The organism is Nonomuraea spiralis, from assembly GCF_014648435.1.
Taxonomy (GTDB): domain Bacteria; phylum Actinomycetota; class Actinomycetes; order Streptosporangiales; family Streptosporangiaceae; genus Nonomuraea; species Nonomuraea spiralis.
Map to the genome: position 1 here is coordinate 1 of NZ_BMRC01000035.1, position 16398 is coordinate 16398.

Annotated in this window: 13 protein-coding genes and 1 tRNA gene; 9 read left to right on the plus strand and 5 right to left on the minus strand. The window is 68.3% G+C overall.

Translation table 11 applies throughout. The features are described from left to right. The first annotated feature begins 300 nt into the window (after positions 1-300). From IEZ27_RS46180 to IEZ27_RS46190, 3 genes are all read left to right on the plus strand, one after another. Positions 301-708: a DUF1269 domain-containing protein gene (locus tag IEZ27_RS46180; protein ID WP_189653054.1), complete on the plus strand. Its 408-nt coding sequence runs from the start codon at positions 301-303 to the stop codon at positions 706-708. A gap of 116 nt (positions 709-824) precedes the next feature. Then, complete coding sequence (locus tag IEZ27_RS46185) at positions 825-1406, plus strand: hypothetical protein (RefSeq protein WP_229824959.1); 582 nt, start codon at positions 825-827, stop codon at positions 1404-1406. A 304-nt stretch (positions 1407-1710) separates the two neighbouring features. Then, positions 1711-3084 (plus strand): MFS transporter, encoded by a 1374-nt coding sequence (locus tag IEZ27_RS46190; protein WP_268246124.1) that lies wholly within the window; start codon positions 1711-1713, stop codon positions 3082-3084. A 3-nt stretch (positions 3085-3087) separates the two neighbouring features. On the opposite strand, the gene IEZ27_RS46195 is transcribed toward IEZ27_RS46190, so the two are convergent. After that, on the minus strand, positions 3088-4920 hold the full coding sequence (locus IEZ27_RS46195) for a glycoside hydrolase family 15 protein (protein WP_189653055.1): 1833 nt from the start codon (positions 4918-4920) through the stop codon (positions 3088-3090). Positions 4921-5323: 403 nt separating this feature from the next. Between IEZ27_RS46195 and IEZ27_RS46200 the strand changes: the two genes are divergently transcribed. Next, positions 5324-6763 carry an alpha/beta hydrolase gene (locus tag IEZ27_RS46200; RefSeq protein ID WP_189653056.1) on the plus strand — a complete coding sequence of 480 codons (1440 nt, stop codon included), beginning with the start codon at positions 5324-5326 and terminating at the stop codon, positions 6761-6763. A gap of 56 nt (positions 6764-6819) precedes the next feature. Further along, positions 6820-6896: transfer RNA gene (locus tag IEZ27_RS46205), tRNA-Thr, on the plus strand. A gap of 69 nt (positions 6897-6965) precedes the next feature. On the opposite strand, the gene IEZ27_RS55675 is transcribed toward IEZ27_RS46205, so the two are convergent. After that, entirely contained in the window at positions 6966-7328 is a 363-nt protein-coding gene (locus IEZ27_RS55675; RefSeq protein WP_229824961.1) for a tyrosine-type recombinase/integrase, read from the minus strand. 499 nt (positions 7329-7827) lie between these two features. Here IEZ27_RS55675 and IEZ27_RS46215 point away from each other — a divergent pair, with 499 nt between their 5' ends. After that, positions 7828-9021, plus strand: coding sequence for a hypothetical protein (locus tag IEZ27_RS46215; protein WP_189653057.1), 1194 nt, complete (start codon positions 7828-7830; stop codon positions 9019-9021). Positions 9022-9411: 390 nt separating this feature from the next. Further along, on the plus strand, positions 9412-11829 hold the full coding sequence (gene fxsT / locus IEZ27_RS46220; RefSeq protein ID WP_189653058.1) for an FxSxx-COOH system tetratricopeptide repeat protein: 2418 nt from the start codon (positions 9412-9414) through the stop codon (positions 11827-11829). Between the two features lie 79 nt (positions 11830-11908). Here fxsT and IEZ27_RS46225 read toward each other — a convergent pair whose 3' ends face one another. Both IEZ27_RS46225 and IEZ27_RS46230 read right to left on the minus strand, forming a co-directional pair. After that, positions 11909-12322 (minus strand): hypothetical protein, encoded by a 414-nt coding sequence (locus IEZ27_RS46225; protein WP_189653059.1) that lies wholly within the window; start codon positions 12320-12322, stop codon positions 11909-11911. 419 nt (positions 12323-12741) lie between these two features. Beyond that, positions 12742-13743 carry an AraC family transcriptional regulator gene (locus tag IEZ27_RS46230; RefSeq protein ID WP_268246125.1) on the minus strand — a complete coding sequence of 334 codons (1002 nt, stop codon included), beginning with the start codon at positions 13741-13743 and terminating at the stop codon, positions 12742-12744. A gap of 307 nt (positions 13744-14050) precedes the next feature. Between IEZ27_RS46230 and IEZ27_RS46235 the strand changes: the two genes are divergently transcribed. Then, entirely contained in the window at positions 14051-14560 is a 510-nt protein-coding gene (locus IEZ27_RS46235; protein ID WP_189653061.1) for an RICIN domain-containing protein, read from the plus strand. A gap of 88 nt (positions 14561-14648) precedes the next feature. Here IEZ27_RS46235 and IEZ27_RS46240 read toward each other — a convergent pair whose 3' ends face one another. Beyond that, on the minus strand, positions 14649-15422 hold the full coding sequence (locus IEZ27_RS46240) for an alpha/beta fold hydrolase (RefSeq protein WP_189653062.1): 774 nt from the start codon (positions 15420-15422) through the stop codon (positions 14649-14651). Between the two features lie 104 nt (positions 15423-15526). On the opposite strand from IEZ27_RS46240, the gene IEZ27_RS46245 reads away from it, so the two are divergent. Continuing rightward, complete coding sequence (locus tag IEZ27_RS46245; RefSeq protein WP_229824962.1) at positions 15527-16375, plus strand: helix-turn-helix transcriptional regulator; 849 nt, start codon at positions 15527-15529, stop codon at positions 16373-16375. Positions 16376-16398 lie beyond the last annotated feature (23 nt).

Sequence of the window (16398 nt, forward strand, 5' to 3'; positions counted from 1 at the left end):
TCTGCCTCCGGCCTTCGACGACTTCTCCCGAAAGGCCCGGAAACGCCACCGCCGACGTCCCGGAAATCCGCAATCGTCCGAATTATTTCTCTGAGATCACCTCAATGTGCCGGGGGTCTGTGCCCGTATGAAATGGAAATCTTTTGCCTCCTCGCGGTGGCCGCCCGATCGGGAAGGGGGGATCACCAGGAGCATGAAGGACGGCCTGGCACCGATCGATCGCCGTCGGCGTGCGCGTTCGGAGCGACGGCCCGCACCCGGGTGCGTCGCAGGCCACGTCGCCAGAAGAAAGAAAGCCGAATGAGCAACCTCATCGCGATCTCCTATCCGGACGTCGCCACCGCCGTCGCCGTACGGGATCGTCTTTCCGGCCTGCAACGGGAGAATCTGATCACGATGGAGGACGTGGCCGTCGTCGAACGCCGGTCCGACGGCACGATCACGCTGCACCAGAGCAGCGGTACGACCGGCATGGAGGCGGCCGGCGGAGCGATGACCGACGCCGGTGTCGACGACGCGTTCATGAGTGAACTCGCCGGCGCGCTGGAACCCGGCACCGCCGCGCTGTTCGTCCTGGTCGTGCGGAGCATTCCGGACAAGGTCGTTCCGGAGATCCAGTCGTACGGCGGGCATGTCATCCAGACCTCGCTCAGCCGCGAGGAGGAGGCGCAACTGTGCGAGTTGTTGGAGGGGGCCGGCGCCCGCTGAACGGGATGCGTTCTGATGCGGTCACGGCTCGGCGGCGCGCGCCCGTCCTGCCGCGAGGGTGACTTCTGAGGACTTTCCATCCATGCCCCGTCTGGCCATCACCAAGAGAGGCCGCCATGGGAAAGGTGCCCGACCCGGCCGACGGTCCTCGGCCGCCGACCGACGGTCCCCGGCCGCCGACCGACGGTCCCTGGTCACCGGCCGATGGTTCCCGGCCGTCGGCCGACGGCGAGCACAGGGACTACGCCGGTGCCGTCTATGGATCTCTGCTGGCCGCCTCCGTGGTGGCCGGTGCCGCGACGCTCGGCAGGTTCCCGCGGCTGGAGATGATCATTTTGCTGCTGGGGACCAGTGTCGTGTTCTGGGCAGCTCACGTGCACGCCCGCCTGTTCGGCGCCCGTACGGTCTTCAAGGTCACGAGCGTGGCCGAGGTGCGCAAGGCCTGCGCGGAGGAATGGCCGATCGTCACGGCGGCCGTTCCGCCGGCCATCGCCGTGGCCGTCGGCCCGCTGCTGGGTCTCGACCCTCATGGCACCCTTTGGCTGGCGCTCGCGGTCGCGGTGGTGGGGCAGGTCGGCTGGGCGGCCGCGGCGGCCGTGGAGATCGGCGCCTCCCTGCGGGTGGTCCTGGTCACGAGCCTGGTCAACCTGCTGCTCGGGCTGGTCATCGTGGTGCTGAAGGCCGCGTTCCAGCATTGACGGAATCTGACGGAATCATTCGCCTTCGCCGGGAGGGCCACTGTGAGTCCGGGAGGGCTGCTGTGAGCGTCGAGACGGCCGCTGTGAGTGCCGAGACGGCCGCTGTGAGCGTCGAGACGGCTGGGCGGCCACGTCGGTGGTGGGGCTGTAGGCGCACTTCCGTTTCGCGGCTGATGCGGTTTCTGATCGAGGTGGCCATGTGCGGGTGGGTGACGTACCGCGGAGGTGTCGCCCTTTACAGGACGGGTGGCCTTCTTCGGCGTGCCGGTGATCGAGCTTCAGGAACGCGACGGCGGGGTGAGCCGTGACCCGCTCCCTCTCGAAGAGCCCTCTGACCCCGTTGGCCCTCGCCCAGTTCATCTGCAGCTTCGCCGGCTCGAACATGAACGTGATGATCAACGACATCGGTGAGGACCTGGACACCACGGTGGAGGGCGTCCAGAGCACGATCACGTTGTTCCTGTTGATCATGGCGGTGCTCATGATCCCTTGCAGCAAGCTGACCGACCGCTGGGGCCGCAAGAGGTGTTTCCTCGCAGGGCTCACCCTGTACGCGATCGGCGCTCTGACCAGCGCGCTCTCGCCGAGCCTGGCCGTGCTGATCCTGGGCAACTCGATCTTCGAGGGGGTCGGGACAGCCTTGCTGATCCCGCCCGTCTACATTCTCGCGACGATGGCGTTCGACGACTTCCAGGCGCGTGCGCGGGCCTTCGGCGTGATCAGCGGACTGGGTGGTGTCGGAGCGGCGGCGGGCCCGCTGATCGGCGGATTCATCGCGACGGCGATCGACTGGCGGGCCGCGTTCGTCTTCCAGGCGGTGGTCGTCATGGTGATCGTCTTCCTCAGCCGCCGGATCGACGACCCGGTGGCGCCGGATCCGACCCGTCCGTTCGACGGCGCCGGGGCGGTCCTGTCGGCGGTCGGCATGTTCTTCGTGGTGTTCGGGATTCTCCAGGCCGGCAGCGACGCCGTACTGATGACGGCGTTCCTCGTCGCCGGAGCCGGCTTCCTGACCTGGTTCTTCCTGCACATCCGCGCCCGGGAACGTGCAGGGAAGGAGCCGCTGCTCAGGATGGCGCTGTTCCGGAACCGCACCTCCAATCTGGGGCTCATCACCCAGAACATGCAGTGGCTGATCCTCATGGGGACGTCCTTCGTCGTCGCGGTCTTCCTCCAGAAGGTCCGCGGGTACAACGCGATCGAGACGGGGGTCATCTTCACCGCGGCGACCGCGGGAATCCTGGTGACGTCGCTGGCGGCCGAGCGGCTCACCGGCAGGCACTCCCAGAGAAGCCTGATCTCCGCGGGGTTCATCATGACCGCGGCGGGGATCGGCGTCCTGCTCACCCTGGTCAAGGCGTCGTCGAGGGTCGTCGCCTTCGCGCCGGGGCTGCTGCTGATCGGCTTGGGCGTGGGCGTGATGCTGACCCCGTCGGTCAACGTCGTACAGTCCAGCTTCCCCGAGGAACAACAGGGTGAGATATCCGGATTGTCGCGCAGCATCTCCAATCTCGGCTCATCGTTCGGCACGGCGATCGCGGGCACGATCCTGATCTCCGGACTGGCCGAGGGAAACCGGGCCTACGCCCTCGCCATGATCGCTCTGGCCATCTTCGCCCTGGTGGGCCTGGCCGCCGCCGTACGGCTCCCCGCCACCCCGGACCGGGACGAAAGGTGAGACCTACCGCGTGTTCGTCTCGGCGCGGTCGAGTTGCTCGTCGAGGGCGATGGCCGCGGCGATGAGCGCCAGGTGCGTGAACGCCTGCGGGAAGTTGCCGAGCTGCTCGCCCGACGGGCCGATCTCCTCGGCGAACAGGCCGACGTGGTTGGCGTACGTGAGCATCTTGTCGAAGGCGTAACGGGCCTGCTGCAACCGTCCGGCGCGGGCCAGGGCCTCGACGTAGAGGAAACTGCACAGGTTGAACGTTCCCTCCGACCCGCGCAGCCCGTCGGGGGAGGCCTCGGGGTCGTACCGGTAAACGAGGCTGTCGCTGACCAGCTCCTTGTCGATGGCGTCCAGGGTGCTCAGCCAGGCCGGGTCGCGCGGGGAGATGAACCCGACGCGGGGCATGAGCAGCAGCGAGGCGTCCAGCACGTCGGTGCTGTAGTGCTGGACGAACGCCTGCCGCTGGGCGCTCCAGCCGCGGTCGATGATCTGGTTGAAGACGGCGTCGCGCGCCCCCATCCACCGGACGAGGTCGGCGGGACGGGAGTAGGCGGTGGCCATCCGGATGCCGCGGTCGAAGGCGACCCAGGTCATCAGACGGCTGTAGGTGAAGTCCTGGCGTCCGCCCCGGGTCTCCCAGATGCCTTCGTCAGGACGGTCCCAGGTGTCGGCCAGCCAGTCCAGCAACTCGGCGAAGGACCGCCAGCCGCGGATGCCGCCGATCTCCTGGGCCTGAGCCAGGGCGTCGGCCGCTTCACCGTAGATGTCGAGCTGGAGCTGGTCGGCGGCGGCGTTGCCGGCACGTACCGGCCGGGAGCCCTGGTATCCCTCCAGGTGGTCGAGGATCTCCTCGCTCAGGTGCGGGTCTCCGTCGATCCGGTACATGATCTGCAGCGGCTCACCCGAGGCGCGGCTCGCGGTGAGACGTTCACGCAGCCACGTACGGAAGGCCTGGGCCTCCTCGACGAAGCCGAGGTCGATCAGCGCTCGGACGGACAGCGAGGCGTCGCGGACCCAGGTGTAGCGGTAGTCCCAGTTGCGCTCGCCGCCGATCTGCTCCGGCAGTCCCATGGTGGCGGCGGCGATCGGGGCGCCGGTGGGCGCGTACGTGAGGAGCTTGAGGGTGATCGCCGAACGGTTCACGCTGTCGTTCCAGCGGCCGCGGTATCGGGACGTACGCAGCCAACCGTGCCAGAAGATGCGGCAGGCTTCGAAGCTGTCGCGTACCTCGTCGGGGGTCAGATGCGGCGTCGGCAGGCCGCCGTCGCTGTCGCTGGTCAGGACGACCGCGGCTGTCTCGCCGGCCTGGAGCGTGAAGTCGGCGAGGAGGTCCTCGCCGTCCGGGCGCAGGTCGAGGGGGCCGACGGCCTGAAGGTGGAGGTCCGTGCCGGGGCCCTGGAAGACCGCCGTCCCGTCGTCGTGGAGGACGAGCGTGTGCGGCGCCCGTCCGTAGTCGAAGCGCGGACGGCAGGTGAAGACGAAGGGCAGGCTCCCGCGTACGACCCGGGCGAGCCGTACGAGGCGGTGGCGGCCGGACGGCGTGGCGGAGGTGTCCGGTTCCATGAAGTCGGCGACCTCGCCCACCCCGCCGGGAGCCATGAAACGGGTGACGAGGATGGCGGTGTCCGGCAGGTAGAGCTGGCGGACGACCGCCCCCTCGATCCGGTCCACGTCGGCGGCCAACCGGCAGTGCCCCCCGCGCCGGCTGTCGAGGATGGAGGCGAAGAGGCTCGGGGAGTCGAATCGGGGCGTGCACCACCAGTCGATGGTGCCGTTGCCGGAGACGAGCGCGGCGGTCTGCAGGTCTCCGATCATGCCGTGGTCCGCGATCTGCGGGTAGCCGTTCATCGATTCCTCCGTTGTTCGCCGGACATGCCGAGCGACTGCCTCCGGTGGGCCGGCCGAGTGGCCGTCACCGAGGGGACGGAGCAGTCTTTTCAGGCTAACTCCTGGCATAGTGCGACGTCATCTGGGGTGACGACCGCGCCTCCCGTGGTTGGCTGGTGCGGTGCGTGACTACCGCTCGTGGGGGGCTGCGATAAGGCGGCTGATGCCGGGTTCGTCCCGAGAGAGGTCTGCGGGGCTGGGGGCGTACGAGCCCATGAGCTTGCGGGCGTACGAGCCCGCGAGCTTGCGATCGGGCGCCCGGCCCGCGCACGCCCTCTGGCGTGCGCCTCGACGGCGGCGGCGGGCGGTGGTGCCTGGTGGGTCCGGGGGTGTTCGGTCGTGGTCGCGTGGCGTCGTCGCCGGGATGACGGTGGCGGCGCTGCTCCTCGCCGGTGGGTGCGGCCAGGGGGAGCGGGAGGAGCGGGCGGCGCCGGGGCTCGGGTGGTCCGAGTGCGGTGACGGGTTCGAGTGCGCGAGGTTGCGGGTGCCGCTCGACCATGGGGAGCCCGACGGTGAGCAGCTTGAGCTCGCCGTCGTCCGGCTGCCCGCGAGCGGGCAGCGCATCGGCTCGCTGGTGCTGAACCCCGGCGGGCCCGGGGTGTCCGGGGTCGAGTACGCCAGAGCCGCCCGGCTCGTCGTGAGTGAGAGGGTACGGGAGCGGTTCGACGTCGTGGGGTTCGATCCGCGCGGAGTGGGACAATCGGCGCCGGTCAGGTGCCTCGACGACGCGCGGCTGGACGCGTTCGTGGCCATGGACACCACGCCCGACACCGCCGCGGAGCGGGCAGAGCTGGAGTCCGTGGCACGGGAGTTCGCGGCGGGCTGCCAGAAGCACGCCGGACGGCTGCTGCCCCACATGGGGACCGCCGACGTGGCCCGCGACCTCGACCTGCTGCGCCAAGCCCTGGGCGACCCGAAGCTGACCTACCTCGGCAAGTCGTACGGCACCTTCCTTGGGGCCGTCTACGCCGACCTGTTCCCCGGCAAGGTACGTGCCCTCGTGCTGGACGGCGCCCTCGATCCGGCCATCTCGCGGGTGCGGGGCAACGCGGAGCAGGCGGCGGCGTTCGAGGAGGCGCTGCGCGCGTACGTCGAGGACTGCCTGGGAAGCCGGGAATGCCCGTTCACCAGCCGCGACGCCGACGGGGCGCTGGACGAGCTGGCGACCCTGCTCCGCGGCGCCGACACCCGGCCCCTGGGCGGCGGCGGACGGCCGCTCACCGAGGCGCTGGCCACGCTGGGAACGCTGACGCCTCTCTACGACCGCGCCTCCTGGCCCGAACTCACCGAGGCGCTGCGCCGGGCCCTGAACGGCGACGGCTCGCTCCTCCTCCGCAACGCCGACCAGCTCGCGGGCCGGCTGGACGACGGCACGTACTCCAACCAGCTGGCGGCCAACCTGGCCGTCAACTGCGTCGACGGTCCGTACCCGGCGAGCGCGGCCGCCTTCGCGGCGGAGGCGGCGGAGGCGTCCAGGAAGGCGCCCAGGTTCGGGCCGTACATCATGTGGTCGTCCCTTCCGTGTGCCTTCTGGCCGGTTCGGCCGACTCTCTCGCCGCGTCCCCTCGCCGCCGCCGGTGCTCCGCCGATCCTGGTCGTCGGTACGAGACGCGACCCGGCGACGCCGTACGGGTGGGCCCGGGCGTTGGCCGGGGAACTGCGGTCCGGCGTGCTGCTCGGCTACGACGGCGACGGGCACACCGCGTACGCGGGCGGCTCACCGTGCGTGGACGACGCGGTGGACCGATACCTCGTGGAGGAGGTGGTGCCGAGAGATGGCGTGATCTGTCCGGGCATCCGGTGATCGGGAGGAGCAAGAACCCCTCGATCTCCTGTAGACTCCTTGAAGCCGTACGGCACGCCGCCTTAGCTCAGTCGGCCAGAGCACTTCACTCGTAATGAAGGGGTCTCGGGTTCGAATCCCGAAGGCGGCTCCATCGCAGAAGCCCCCCGCGTGATCGCGGGGGGCTTCTGGGTGTCTAAGTGGGTGACCAAGCCTCCCGATCTCATGTCTTGAAGATCCGATCCATGGCCGCCGCGCCCTCCTGGAGTACGGGGCGGATCTGCTTGCGGCAGACCAGCTCGGTTACCGCCGTGCTGCTGTGGCCGGCCAGCCGGGAGATCTCCTCCAAGGGGATGCCTTGGTCTGAGAGCAGGGACACGAAGCTGTGCCACAGCTCTCGGGGCGTCCACTTGTCGGGGTCGAGGTCGGTCTTGGCGATGACCGCGCGGAAGGCGCGCCGCACGTTATGGGAGTCGAGAGGTGTGCCCACGGTCGAGGCGAACACGAGCCCGTGTTCCATCCACCGCTTGCCCGCCGCTTCCTTGTCCGCCTCCTGCTGAGCCCTCTGCGCTTTGAGCGCTTCCACGCAGCGCTGTGGGAGCGCCGGTGAGCAGGGCCAGCACCATTCATGCGGGTCCCTTCGGCGGCCCGAGCACGGCTTCTGCCTGAGCCGGCGTGAGCGCCTTGGACGGACGGCCCTCCTTGCCGCGCGGGACTTAGCAGAGGTCCACCACGTCGGGGCAACCTCGATCCTGTCCTCGCCAGCAGAGGACGGTTTGACCTCGTGTATCGGGAGGAGACGTCGCGCCACAGAGGGTTCGCTGTTCGTCGTGGCGTAGTGACGCACGGTGGCCTGAACGCGTGTCAAGACGGTGAGGATGTTGCCAAGTCGCCCTGTTATGGCGTCCTTTAATGTCCTTGTCACGCTCCAATGCTGACGTTTGGATCTAGGGGGTGTTCTTCCGCAGTGCGCTGTAAGCGGCACGTTCCGGATGCGTCACCCGTGTCGCCGCCTGTCCTGCCTTACACGGTCCTCTCGTCGTGGGCAGGTCATCGGACTGCGCCGTCCTCCGAGAAAAGGAGCCATGACTTTGACCATGCTGACTTACACCCTCCTCACCGACCCGGCGCCTCTGGAGGCGTCACAGGCCGGGCGGTCCCTGTCCAAGGGAAAGGTGTATCTGGTCGTCACCAACAACCACAAGAATGTGGACTGGCTCAGGATCGAGGTAACGGTGCCCGCCGGCAACGGAGACGGCGACCTCACCCCTAATATCGGCGAGATCATGCCCAAGGGCACGTATACCCACACCCACCTGAACGACAAGGTGCTCAGTCCGCGGATCGTCCGGCCGGTGACATTCCAGCGATGGCAGGACACCAACACCTTCCGGGCCACCCCTCCGGATGGTGCCGGCAACTTCTCCCCCGGCGACTACATGGTGCTGGCACTGGAGAACATCACTGTCGCCGAGGCTGCCGGGCTGGCCGTGCTGCTGGTGGAGGAGATCAGACCAACGGGGATGGGGTTTGAATCCAGCTTCGCGTCGGTGCCGCTGATGAAGGCCGCCCCGAAGGAGATCCCGGCGCCGCGCGACTTCCGCCCGGACAAGGCCATGCTGGACGTCGGAGACCCCCTCACGCTGAGCTGGGAGGGGTCCGCCGACTTCGACTACAAGATCCGGTTCCCCGGCGGGGATGTGCCCATCCCCCCGGGCGCGCGTACCTGGTCCCCGGACGCCGCGCCGAAGCGGGCCACCACCTACACCCTCGTCGCCGTTTCCCGCACCACGCCCCAGCAGGAACACTTCCTCACCACGACCGTTCAGGTGCGCCATCCCGCCCTGGAAACGCTCACTGCCACTACCGGCATCGACACACCCTGGGTCCAGGGGACGACGGACGCGACCAAGGGGCGCGTCACCTTCACCGACGCAGGGGTGGCGATCTTCGACAAGTCTGCCGGTCAGGGGACCGTGACGGCCGGCAGGGCCAGCGTTCGCGGTGTGAACACCGAATGGGTGCAGGGGAGAAGCGCCGGCGACGGATGGATCACCTTCCCCGTAGAAGGGCTCAAAGTCCACCGGAAGGACGACAGTCACCTGACACATCTGGACGTCGGTTACGCGACCCACGACATCGTGAAAACCAGAATCGTGCGGGGACTGAATGACGATGACGGATGGATCAGCTTCCGCGCGGAGGGGCTGAACATCCGCCGGGGGCGTGGCACGGAACGGGGAACTCTGTTCGCCGCCAATACTGAACTGAAGGAATGAGCCCCAACGGGGTCCACTCATAGGGCATCAAGGAGTGGCGGCGCCGTGCGTCGCCACCCGGCCATAAGCCTGGGCCCACCAGGCACGGCCTGGGAAGGGTCGGGTCGGCGAAGCCGCGGGGCCGGGGTTCGAATCCCCGAGGCGGCTCCCAGCTCGCGCCACTGCCGTCGAACGGATCTGAGTCCACCCGTCGGGCACCCACCCGTTGACCAAGGACATCGATGAACTGGTGGACGAGCTGCTTGGGGGGATCCGGGCGACCGATAACCGGTTGAGGGCGCGCCGTAGCCGTTTGTCGGCAACCTTGAAGGGGTGACGACTCCCCCTTCCTCATCTCCTCGCCCCTCTCCTCCGCATGGTCGTCTCCGCAGACGTCGAGTGGTGACGGTGATGGCGGTGGCCGTCTCGGTCACGATGTTGGCCGCCGGGCTGGTCGGGTTCTTCGCCGACCTGCTGTGGGCGTCCGCAGACGTGCTGGACGCGTTGGACAAGCGGGCCAGCGTGATCAGCATGTTCGTCGGCATCGCCGGCCTGCTCGTTGCCGGAGCGGCCCTGCTGGCCCAGCTACGTCCCCCGGCTCCCACCTTGCCCCGTCTGCCTCCGACCCCCTTGGACGAAACGGCCGGGACGCAACCCCCGCTCGACGCCCGAACGACCGGTCTCGCAGGGGTGCCGGCGGTCGCGGGGCAATCCGCCCGGCAGGCCCTGCCATCGGTGTCCGACGTGCCTGCCGATGGCGTCATCGGCCTGCCTCGCCGGCAATCGATGGTGTTCGTCGGCCGCGGCGACGAGTTGGAGGCGCTGGGGCAGGCGTTGAAGGACAGACCCGGGGTGATCACCCAGGCGGTGATAGGACTGGGTGGCATCGGCAAGAGCGAGCTGGCCCTGCACTATGCCACCCGTCACCGCGACGCGTACCGGCTGGTGTGGTGGATCGACGCCGAAGGACCGGACAACATCCAGACGGGGCTGGCCGGGTTGTGCCGGGCCCTGTGCGCGGCGACTGCGGCGACCGCCGCCGCCCAAGTCCCCACCGAGGAGGCCGTCGCTTGGGCACTGGCGTGGCTGGGCGCGCACTCTGACTGGCTGGTGGTGTGGGACAACGTCGAAGACATCGAAGATGTACAGCCATATTTGGGCCGGCTGCACACCGGGCATGTCCTGATCACGAGTCGGCGCGACGTCGGCTGGCAGGAGGTGGCGACCGTGCTGACTTTGGGCATTCTGCCGCGGGCCGAGGCGGTCAGGCTGTTGTTGGAGATGATTGGCAGTCCGGCTGCGGAGGATGAGAGGCTCGCCGCGGAACTGGCCGAGGAACTGGGGGATCTGCCGCTGGCGCTCAAGCAGGCCGGTGCCTACATCGTCGCAAGCCCCGGCATGGACCTGGCCCGTTACCTGCGCCTGCTGCACACCACCCCCCAGCGGGTCCTGGCCGCCGATTCCGGTCGGCGGCGGGACGCCGACCAGGTCGTCGCCCGCACGTGGGCCGTGACCACTGCCCGGATCGCAGAGACCGATCCGCCGGCGATGCGGCTGCTGCGGCTGCTGGCCTGCTACGCGCCTGACCACCTGCCCTGCCAGGTGCTGTACGGATTGGCGGACACCGACGAGGTGGCCGTCGCCGAGGCGCTGGGGGTGCTGGCCTCGTACAGCATGATCAGCCGATCGGTGGACGGTCAGGAGCTGAGCATCCACCGGCTGGTCCAAGCCGTCACCTGGGCCGAACTGTCCGACGACGAGCGCGCCAGGGTTCGCGCCACCGCAGCCGGACTGCTGGAGGCGGCGTTGCCCGCCGATCCGGAGGCCATCTCCTCCTGGCCGCTCTACGCTCGCCTGCTGCCACATGCCCGCGCCGTCCTGGCCCCCGAGTCACCCGCCATGGCCATCTTCATCGCCTACCTGACCGTCAACGGCGACTGGCACACCGCCCGGACCGTGCAACAGCAGCGCGTGACCGCTTTGCAGGACGAACTGGGCCTCGAACACCTGGACACCTTGACCGCCCGCACCAGGCTCGCCTTTTTCACCGCATGGGGAGGTGAACCGGCAGCGGCACGGGACCAGATCACAGCGCTGCTGCCGGTGATGGAACGAGCGTTGGGCCCGGAGCACCCGGACACGTTGAAAACCCGCGATGACCTCGCTCGCTGGACGGGGAGGGCGGGAGACACGGTCACGGCACGGGACCAGATCACAGCGCTGGTGCCGGTGATGGAACGAACGCTGGGCCCGGAGCACCCGGACACGTTGAGGGCCCGTGCCAACCTCGCCCACTGGACGGGGACGGCGGGGGACGCGGCTGCGGCGCGAGACCAGTTCGCCGTCCTGGCGTCGGTACGCGAGCAGGTCTTGGGCCCGGAGCACCCCGCCACGGTGGCCGATCACGGCGATCTCGCCTATTGGACCGGGGAAGCAGGGGATGCGACCGCGGCAAGGGAGCAACTCACGACCCTGCTCCCCGTGCTGGACCGGGTACGGGGTCCTGAGCACCCGTACACGTTGATCTACCGGGGTTTCCTGGCTGACTTCACAGGAGAGGCGGGGGACGCGGTCGTCGCACGAGATCAGCTCGCGGCGCTGCTTCCGGTGCGTGAGCGGGTCTCCGGCGTGGAGCACCCCGCCACCCTGACCGTTCGCAGCGATCTCGCCCACTGGACAGGGGTGGCGGGGGATTCCGGCGCGGCACGCGACCAGCTCGCGGTGCTGCTTCCGGTGCTGAACCGCGTGTTGGGCCCCGAGCACTTGGACACCGTGAAGGCCCGCACCAGATTCGCCTCCTGGACGGGCAAGGCCGAAGAACATTCCTGAAGCATCAGGCCCTTCGAGGCGCCGAACAGGCCGCGTACTGTTCGTCCAGCGACCGCGTCGCCCGAGCGTGCTGCCAGGGTCAGTTCGAGCGCTCGACGCAGATCTGGTCCAGGATGTCGACGCCGTCGGGGATCTGCTTGAGCGCCTTGTAGGGGATGGCCGTCGCGGCGGCGCGGAGTGACTTCGCGGCGTTCGGCGTCGCGCTGACCACAAGGATCTGGAACACCTTGTGGGCGTCTCCCGCCGCACCTATGGACGGGATCTTGATGGTCCAGTTGCCGTTCGGGCTCTGGGGATTCGCCACCGAGCCGGCGTACAGGCTGTTGTCGGAGGGCTGGGTGATCTCCCAGAGAACCGAGCCGTAGGCCATCTTCGCGGTTCCCGAGAAGGCGAACTCCTTGCCCTTCTTCACTGTGGCGCAGGCGCCGTCTTTGATCAGCGGTTGGGTGATGGCCGCCGTACTGATGTTCCGGTCTTCCCGTTCGTTGGCCATGCGGGCCTCGTTGGCTGACCATATGGCGGAGCCCGCGCTGATGATGGTGCACACCAGGATCAAGGCCATGTTCAACGACGTGAACCTGCCGGTCGCCTGATTCTGCCCCTCTCCGGCGCGTGACGGATCCGGGTCGCCGGCAGCACGATCGAATCCGGCCCACGTCCTCAAACGGCGCATCAATCGGACGGTTCGCTGCCGGGCGTCAGCCGGTGATTTCGTCCCTGCCATATTGGCCCCCTACAGGTACACAATCGGCTGCTTTCGAAATGGTCTTCGTGCAGTCGCATTACGGTCTTTGCTCTCAGCATGGTTCGGGGCGTTCGTCACGAACGATAAGGCCGACATCATGCCGTGCGCGATCCCCATTGCGCAGCGGGTGGCCGATTTACGCAAGCAGTTGGGCGCCTATGTGCCGGTTATCTGGCCGACCGCAGAGTTTCGAAGGGGTGGACTCCGTACTTCTTGCTGTAGGCGGTGGCGAATCTCCCCATATGGGTGAAACCCCAGCGATGCGCTACTTCGGTGACGCTGGTGCGGGACGGCTCTGACGCGACAAGATCCGCGTGTACGCGTTCCAGGCGCAGGTCTCGCAGGTAGGCCATCGGTGACACGTCGACGTGCGTGTGGAATGCCACTTGGAGCGTACGGATGCTGACGCCCGCGATTTCGGCGAGCCCTGCGGCGGTGAACGGAGTCTCCGGTGAGGCCCGCATCGCTTCGATGGCCCGTTTGAGCGCCGGAGGCCGGCACGGTGATCGAGGGCTGAGCAGTTCCTCCCGGTAGCGGTGATCTGCCGATGCCAGCAAGTGGGTGAGCATGCTGTGCCAGAGCGGGGCGCTGATGATCTCCTGCCTCGTCAGGGGATCCTTGTGCCCGATCTGCCCGGCGAGCATGGACGCCAGGTCCCGCAGAACTCGCCCGTAGCCGTGGGTCAGGTCCATCGAGGGGGCGAGATCGATCGGTGAGCGAATGGGCCTTTGCAGGAGGCGCTCCAGTTCCGCCTCCAGTGCGGCACGTCTGATCTTGATGCACAGGATGCGGCTGCGTGCGCTCCAGCGGCTCAGTTGCACATCCCCGGTCGGCCCGTACAACACGGCCCGGTTGGGGGTTGCCGTGATCTCATTTCCCAAATTCCGGGAGCTCAGGTAACCCGACAGCGGAATGTTGATGTGATAGAAATCGCGCAGCTCGGCGAAGTCCATCTTGATGTCCGCGTCGAACCGACAGTCTCCGATCAGGATCGGCCCGAGCTGCATGGCGTCTATCGACATCCTGAATTGATCGGCTCCGCGAAGAATATCCATGCGAAGCGGATAGTACGTCTGGGTGCCCTGCTCGCTGGCCTCGTCAGGGTCGAGGGTGCGAGTGCTGAATCGCCAAGGCAGCGATGGGACTGCCGGGGCATCCGAGTTCGCCATGCTGCCGCCATGACACTAGGGCCACTGATCAATTCAAAATGCTAACATGTGCGCCGCATTCGCACTCTTCGATGTGAGGACGAAAAGGTCACTGTGCTCGGAGATGTGCATGTGCGGATCGTCGGTCGGTGGCGGCGGCGCGATCAGTCCATGGGCATGTACGCCCACACCCGCATCCCGGTCGGCTGCCATGGCGTACGGGCGTGCTTTTCCGAGGGGTAGGCGACTGTATACGGAAGGTGATTGATCGACCACGGTGAGTTGCGACATGGTGCTCTAGCCCCGATCATCTCACCCGGAGGGTCCCATGCTGCTTGTTCACCGCCTTCTGTCCGGAGCCGTCCTCGTCGCCACCGTCAGCGCGGGGCTCGCGCTGCCTGCCGCGGCCTCCGCGCCGCGTCCGATGTGCCTCGACGTCACCAACAACCGCGGCAACGGCATCGACCTCTACCAGTGGGAGTGCCAGAGCAACAACGACAACCAGAAGTTCGTGATCGACGCGGGTCAGATCAAGATCAAGGACACGCTCGGGTCGGCGCGGCCGATGTGTGTGGACGTCACGAACGATCGGGGCAACGGCGTCAGGATTTATCAGTGGGAATGCCAGAGCAACAACGACAACCAGAGGTTCGTGATCGACGCGGGTCAGATCAAGATCAAGGACACGCTCGGGTCGGCGCGGCCGATGTGTGTGGACGTCACGAACAATCGGGGCAACGGGGTCAAGATTTATCAGTGGGAGTGCCAGGGCGGTAACAACAACCAGAAGTTCGTGATCGACGCCGGGCAGATCAAGATCAAGGACACTCTGGTCTGAGCAAAGAGGGTCGGTGACGGGGGCCGGGTCCGAGGTGTCGGGCCCGGCCCCCGTTCGTGTCTCCAGGATCCAGGTCCGGTGGGGTGGGTCAGGGGGTGAAGTCGTGGATCAGTTCGATGAAGTCGGCCGGGCGTTCGGAGCCGGAGACGTGGCCGGTGTCCAGCTCGACGTACGTGCTGCCGGGGATGGCGGCGTGGATCGCGCGGGCGTTCTCCACCGGGACCAGCGCGTCGCGGGTGGCGCCGACGACCAGCGTGGGGGCCTGGACGCGGGGCAGCAGGTGGCGGATGTCCACGCGGCGGTCGAGGTCGATCTGGCGCAGGCGGTTGGGGTTCGGCTGGAAGTACGTGCCGAGTTGCTCAAGCTCGTCCGGGGTGAGGGAGTTGAGGTGGCGGCGGCTGAAGCCGGTCAGCATGGCGAAGCGGGCGAACGCGTCCGGGGTCCGCGCCAGGCTCAGCCAGACGTCCAGGGCGGTGCGCAGGTAGGCGTCCTCGCCGTCGGCCCAGCCTGAGATGGGGATCAGGCGGCGGACCAGTTCGGGGCGGGTGGCGGCGAGCGACAACACGACCACCGCGCCCAGAGAGAAGCCCACCAGGTCCACCGGCGCCTTCCCGGAGTCCTCGATGACGGCCGCGAGCTGCCGGGTCAGGTCCTCGATGGTCAGCGGGCCGCCGTCGTCCTCGGCCAGGTCGCTGCCGCCGAGGTCGGGCAGGATCACGGTGTTGCGGCCGGTGAAGTGCCCGGTCGTGTCGTCCCAGGTCGTGGATCCCGGTCCGGTGCCGTGCACGAGCACCAGGCCGGGGCCGTCGCCGGCGGTTCGGTAGGCGACGCGGGTTCCGGAGACGGTGAGGTGTCGTGTCATGAGCGTCACCGTGCCAGGCCGGGTGGCTGATGAGGAGCGGACCGGATTCCCTAGGACAAGCAGTCCTAGAGTGCGAAATTTCGGGATATTGCAGTATGGGGGCCATGAATCGTGAGGAGCTCGCCGATTTCCTGCGCCGCTCCCGGGAGCGGCTGCTGCCCGGCGAAGTAGGGCTGCCCTCCGGGCCGCGCCGCCGTACGCCTGGACTGCGGCGCGAGGAGGTCGCCCTGCTCGCGGGCATGTCGGCCGACTACCTGATGCGGCTGGAGCAGGCACGCAGCCCGCAGCCTTCCACACAACTGCTGGGGGCGCTGGCACGGGCGCTGCGGCTGACCCGCGACGAACGCGACCACCTCCATCTGCTCGCCGGGCACCGGCCCCCGGCCGGGCCGCGCGCGGGCGAGCACGTCAAGCCGGGCCTGCTCTACCTGCTCGACCGCTTGGAAGGCACGCCCGCGCAACTGCTGAGCGACCTGGGCGACGTACTGGCGCAGAACGCGATGGCCGAGGCGCTGTTCGGCTGCCACTGCACGGTCGAGGAGCCCGACCGCAACATCGTCTGGCGCTGGTTCACCGACCCGTTCAGGCGGGCGGCGTACCCGGAGGAGGAGCACGCCGAGCACGCCCGCGTGCATGTGGCCGACCTGCGCGCGGCGGTGGCCCGCCGCGGCGACGACGAGCCGGCCCGCGCGCTCGTCGAGCGGCTGCGGCGGGCCAGCCCCGGGTTCGCCGCGCTGTGGGAACGCCACGAGGTCGCGGTACGCCGCAGCAGCCGCATGCGCGTGCTGCACCCGGCCATCGGCGCCATGGAGTTCGACTACGAGGTGCTGCTCGCGCCGGCCGAGGACCAGCGGCTGCTGATCTTCACGCCGCCGCCGGGGTCGAAGACGTTCGAGGCGCTGGAGTTGCTGCGGGTGGTCGGGCCGGAGACCGCGCACCGCAGCCACCGATAGGTGTCAGCGGCCACGTCAGGACG

Bases quoted from the DNA above. Each gene is read 5' to 3' on its own strand.
- IEZ27_RS46180 (WP_189653054.1), top strand. From the start codon at position 301: ATGAGCAACCTCATCGCGATCTCCTATCCGGACGTCGCCACCGCCGTC.
- IEZ27_RS46185 (WP_229824959.1), top strand. From the start codon at position 825: ATGGGAAAGGTGCCCGACCCGGCCGACGGTCCTCGGCCGCCGACCGAC.
- IEZ27_RS46195 (WP_189653055.1), bottom strand. From the start codon at position 4,920: ATGAACGGCTACCCGCAGATCGCGGACCACGGCATGATCGGAGACCTG.
- IEZ27_RS46200 (WP_189653056.1), top strand. From the start codon at position 5,324: ATGACGGTGGCGGCGCTGCTCCTCGCCGGTGGGTGCGGCCAGGGGGAG.
- IEZ27_RS46215 (WP_189653057.1), top strand. From the start codon at position 7,828: ATGACTTTGACCATGCTGACTTACACCCTCCTCACCGACCCGGCGCCT.
- fxsT (WP_189653058.1), top strand. From the start codon at position 9,412: ATGGCGGTGGCCGTCTCGGTCACGATGTTGGCCGCCGGGCTGGTCGGG.
- IEZ27_RS46225 (WP_189653059.1), bottom strand. From the start codon at position 12,322: ATGGCCAACGAACGGGAAGACCGGAACATCAGTACGGCGGCCATCACC.
- IEZ27_RS46230 (WP_268246125.1), bottom strand. From the start codon at position 13,743: ATGGCGAACTCGGATGCCCCGGCAGTCCCATCGCTGCCTTGGCGATTC.
- IEZ27_RS46235 (WP_189653061.1), top strand. From the start codon at position 14,051: ATGCTGCTTGTTCACCGCCTTCTGTCCGGAGCCGTCCTCGTCGCCACC.
- IEZ27_RS46240 (WP_189653062.1), bottom strand. From the start codon at position 15,422: ATGACACGACACCTCACCGTCTCCGGAACCCGCGTCGCCTACCGAACC.
- IEZ27_RS46245 (WP_229824962.1), top strand. From the start codon at position 15,527: ATGAATCGTGAGGAGCTCGCCGATTTCCTGCGCCGCTCCCGGGAGCGG.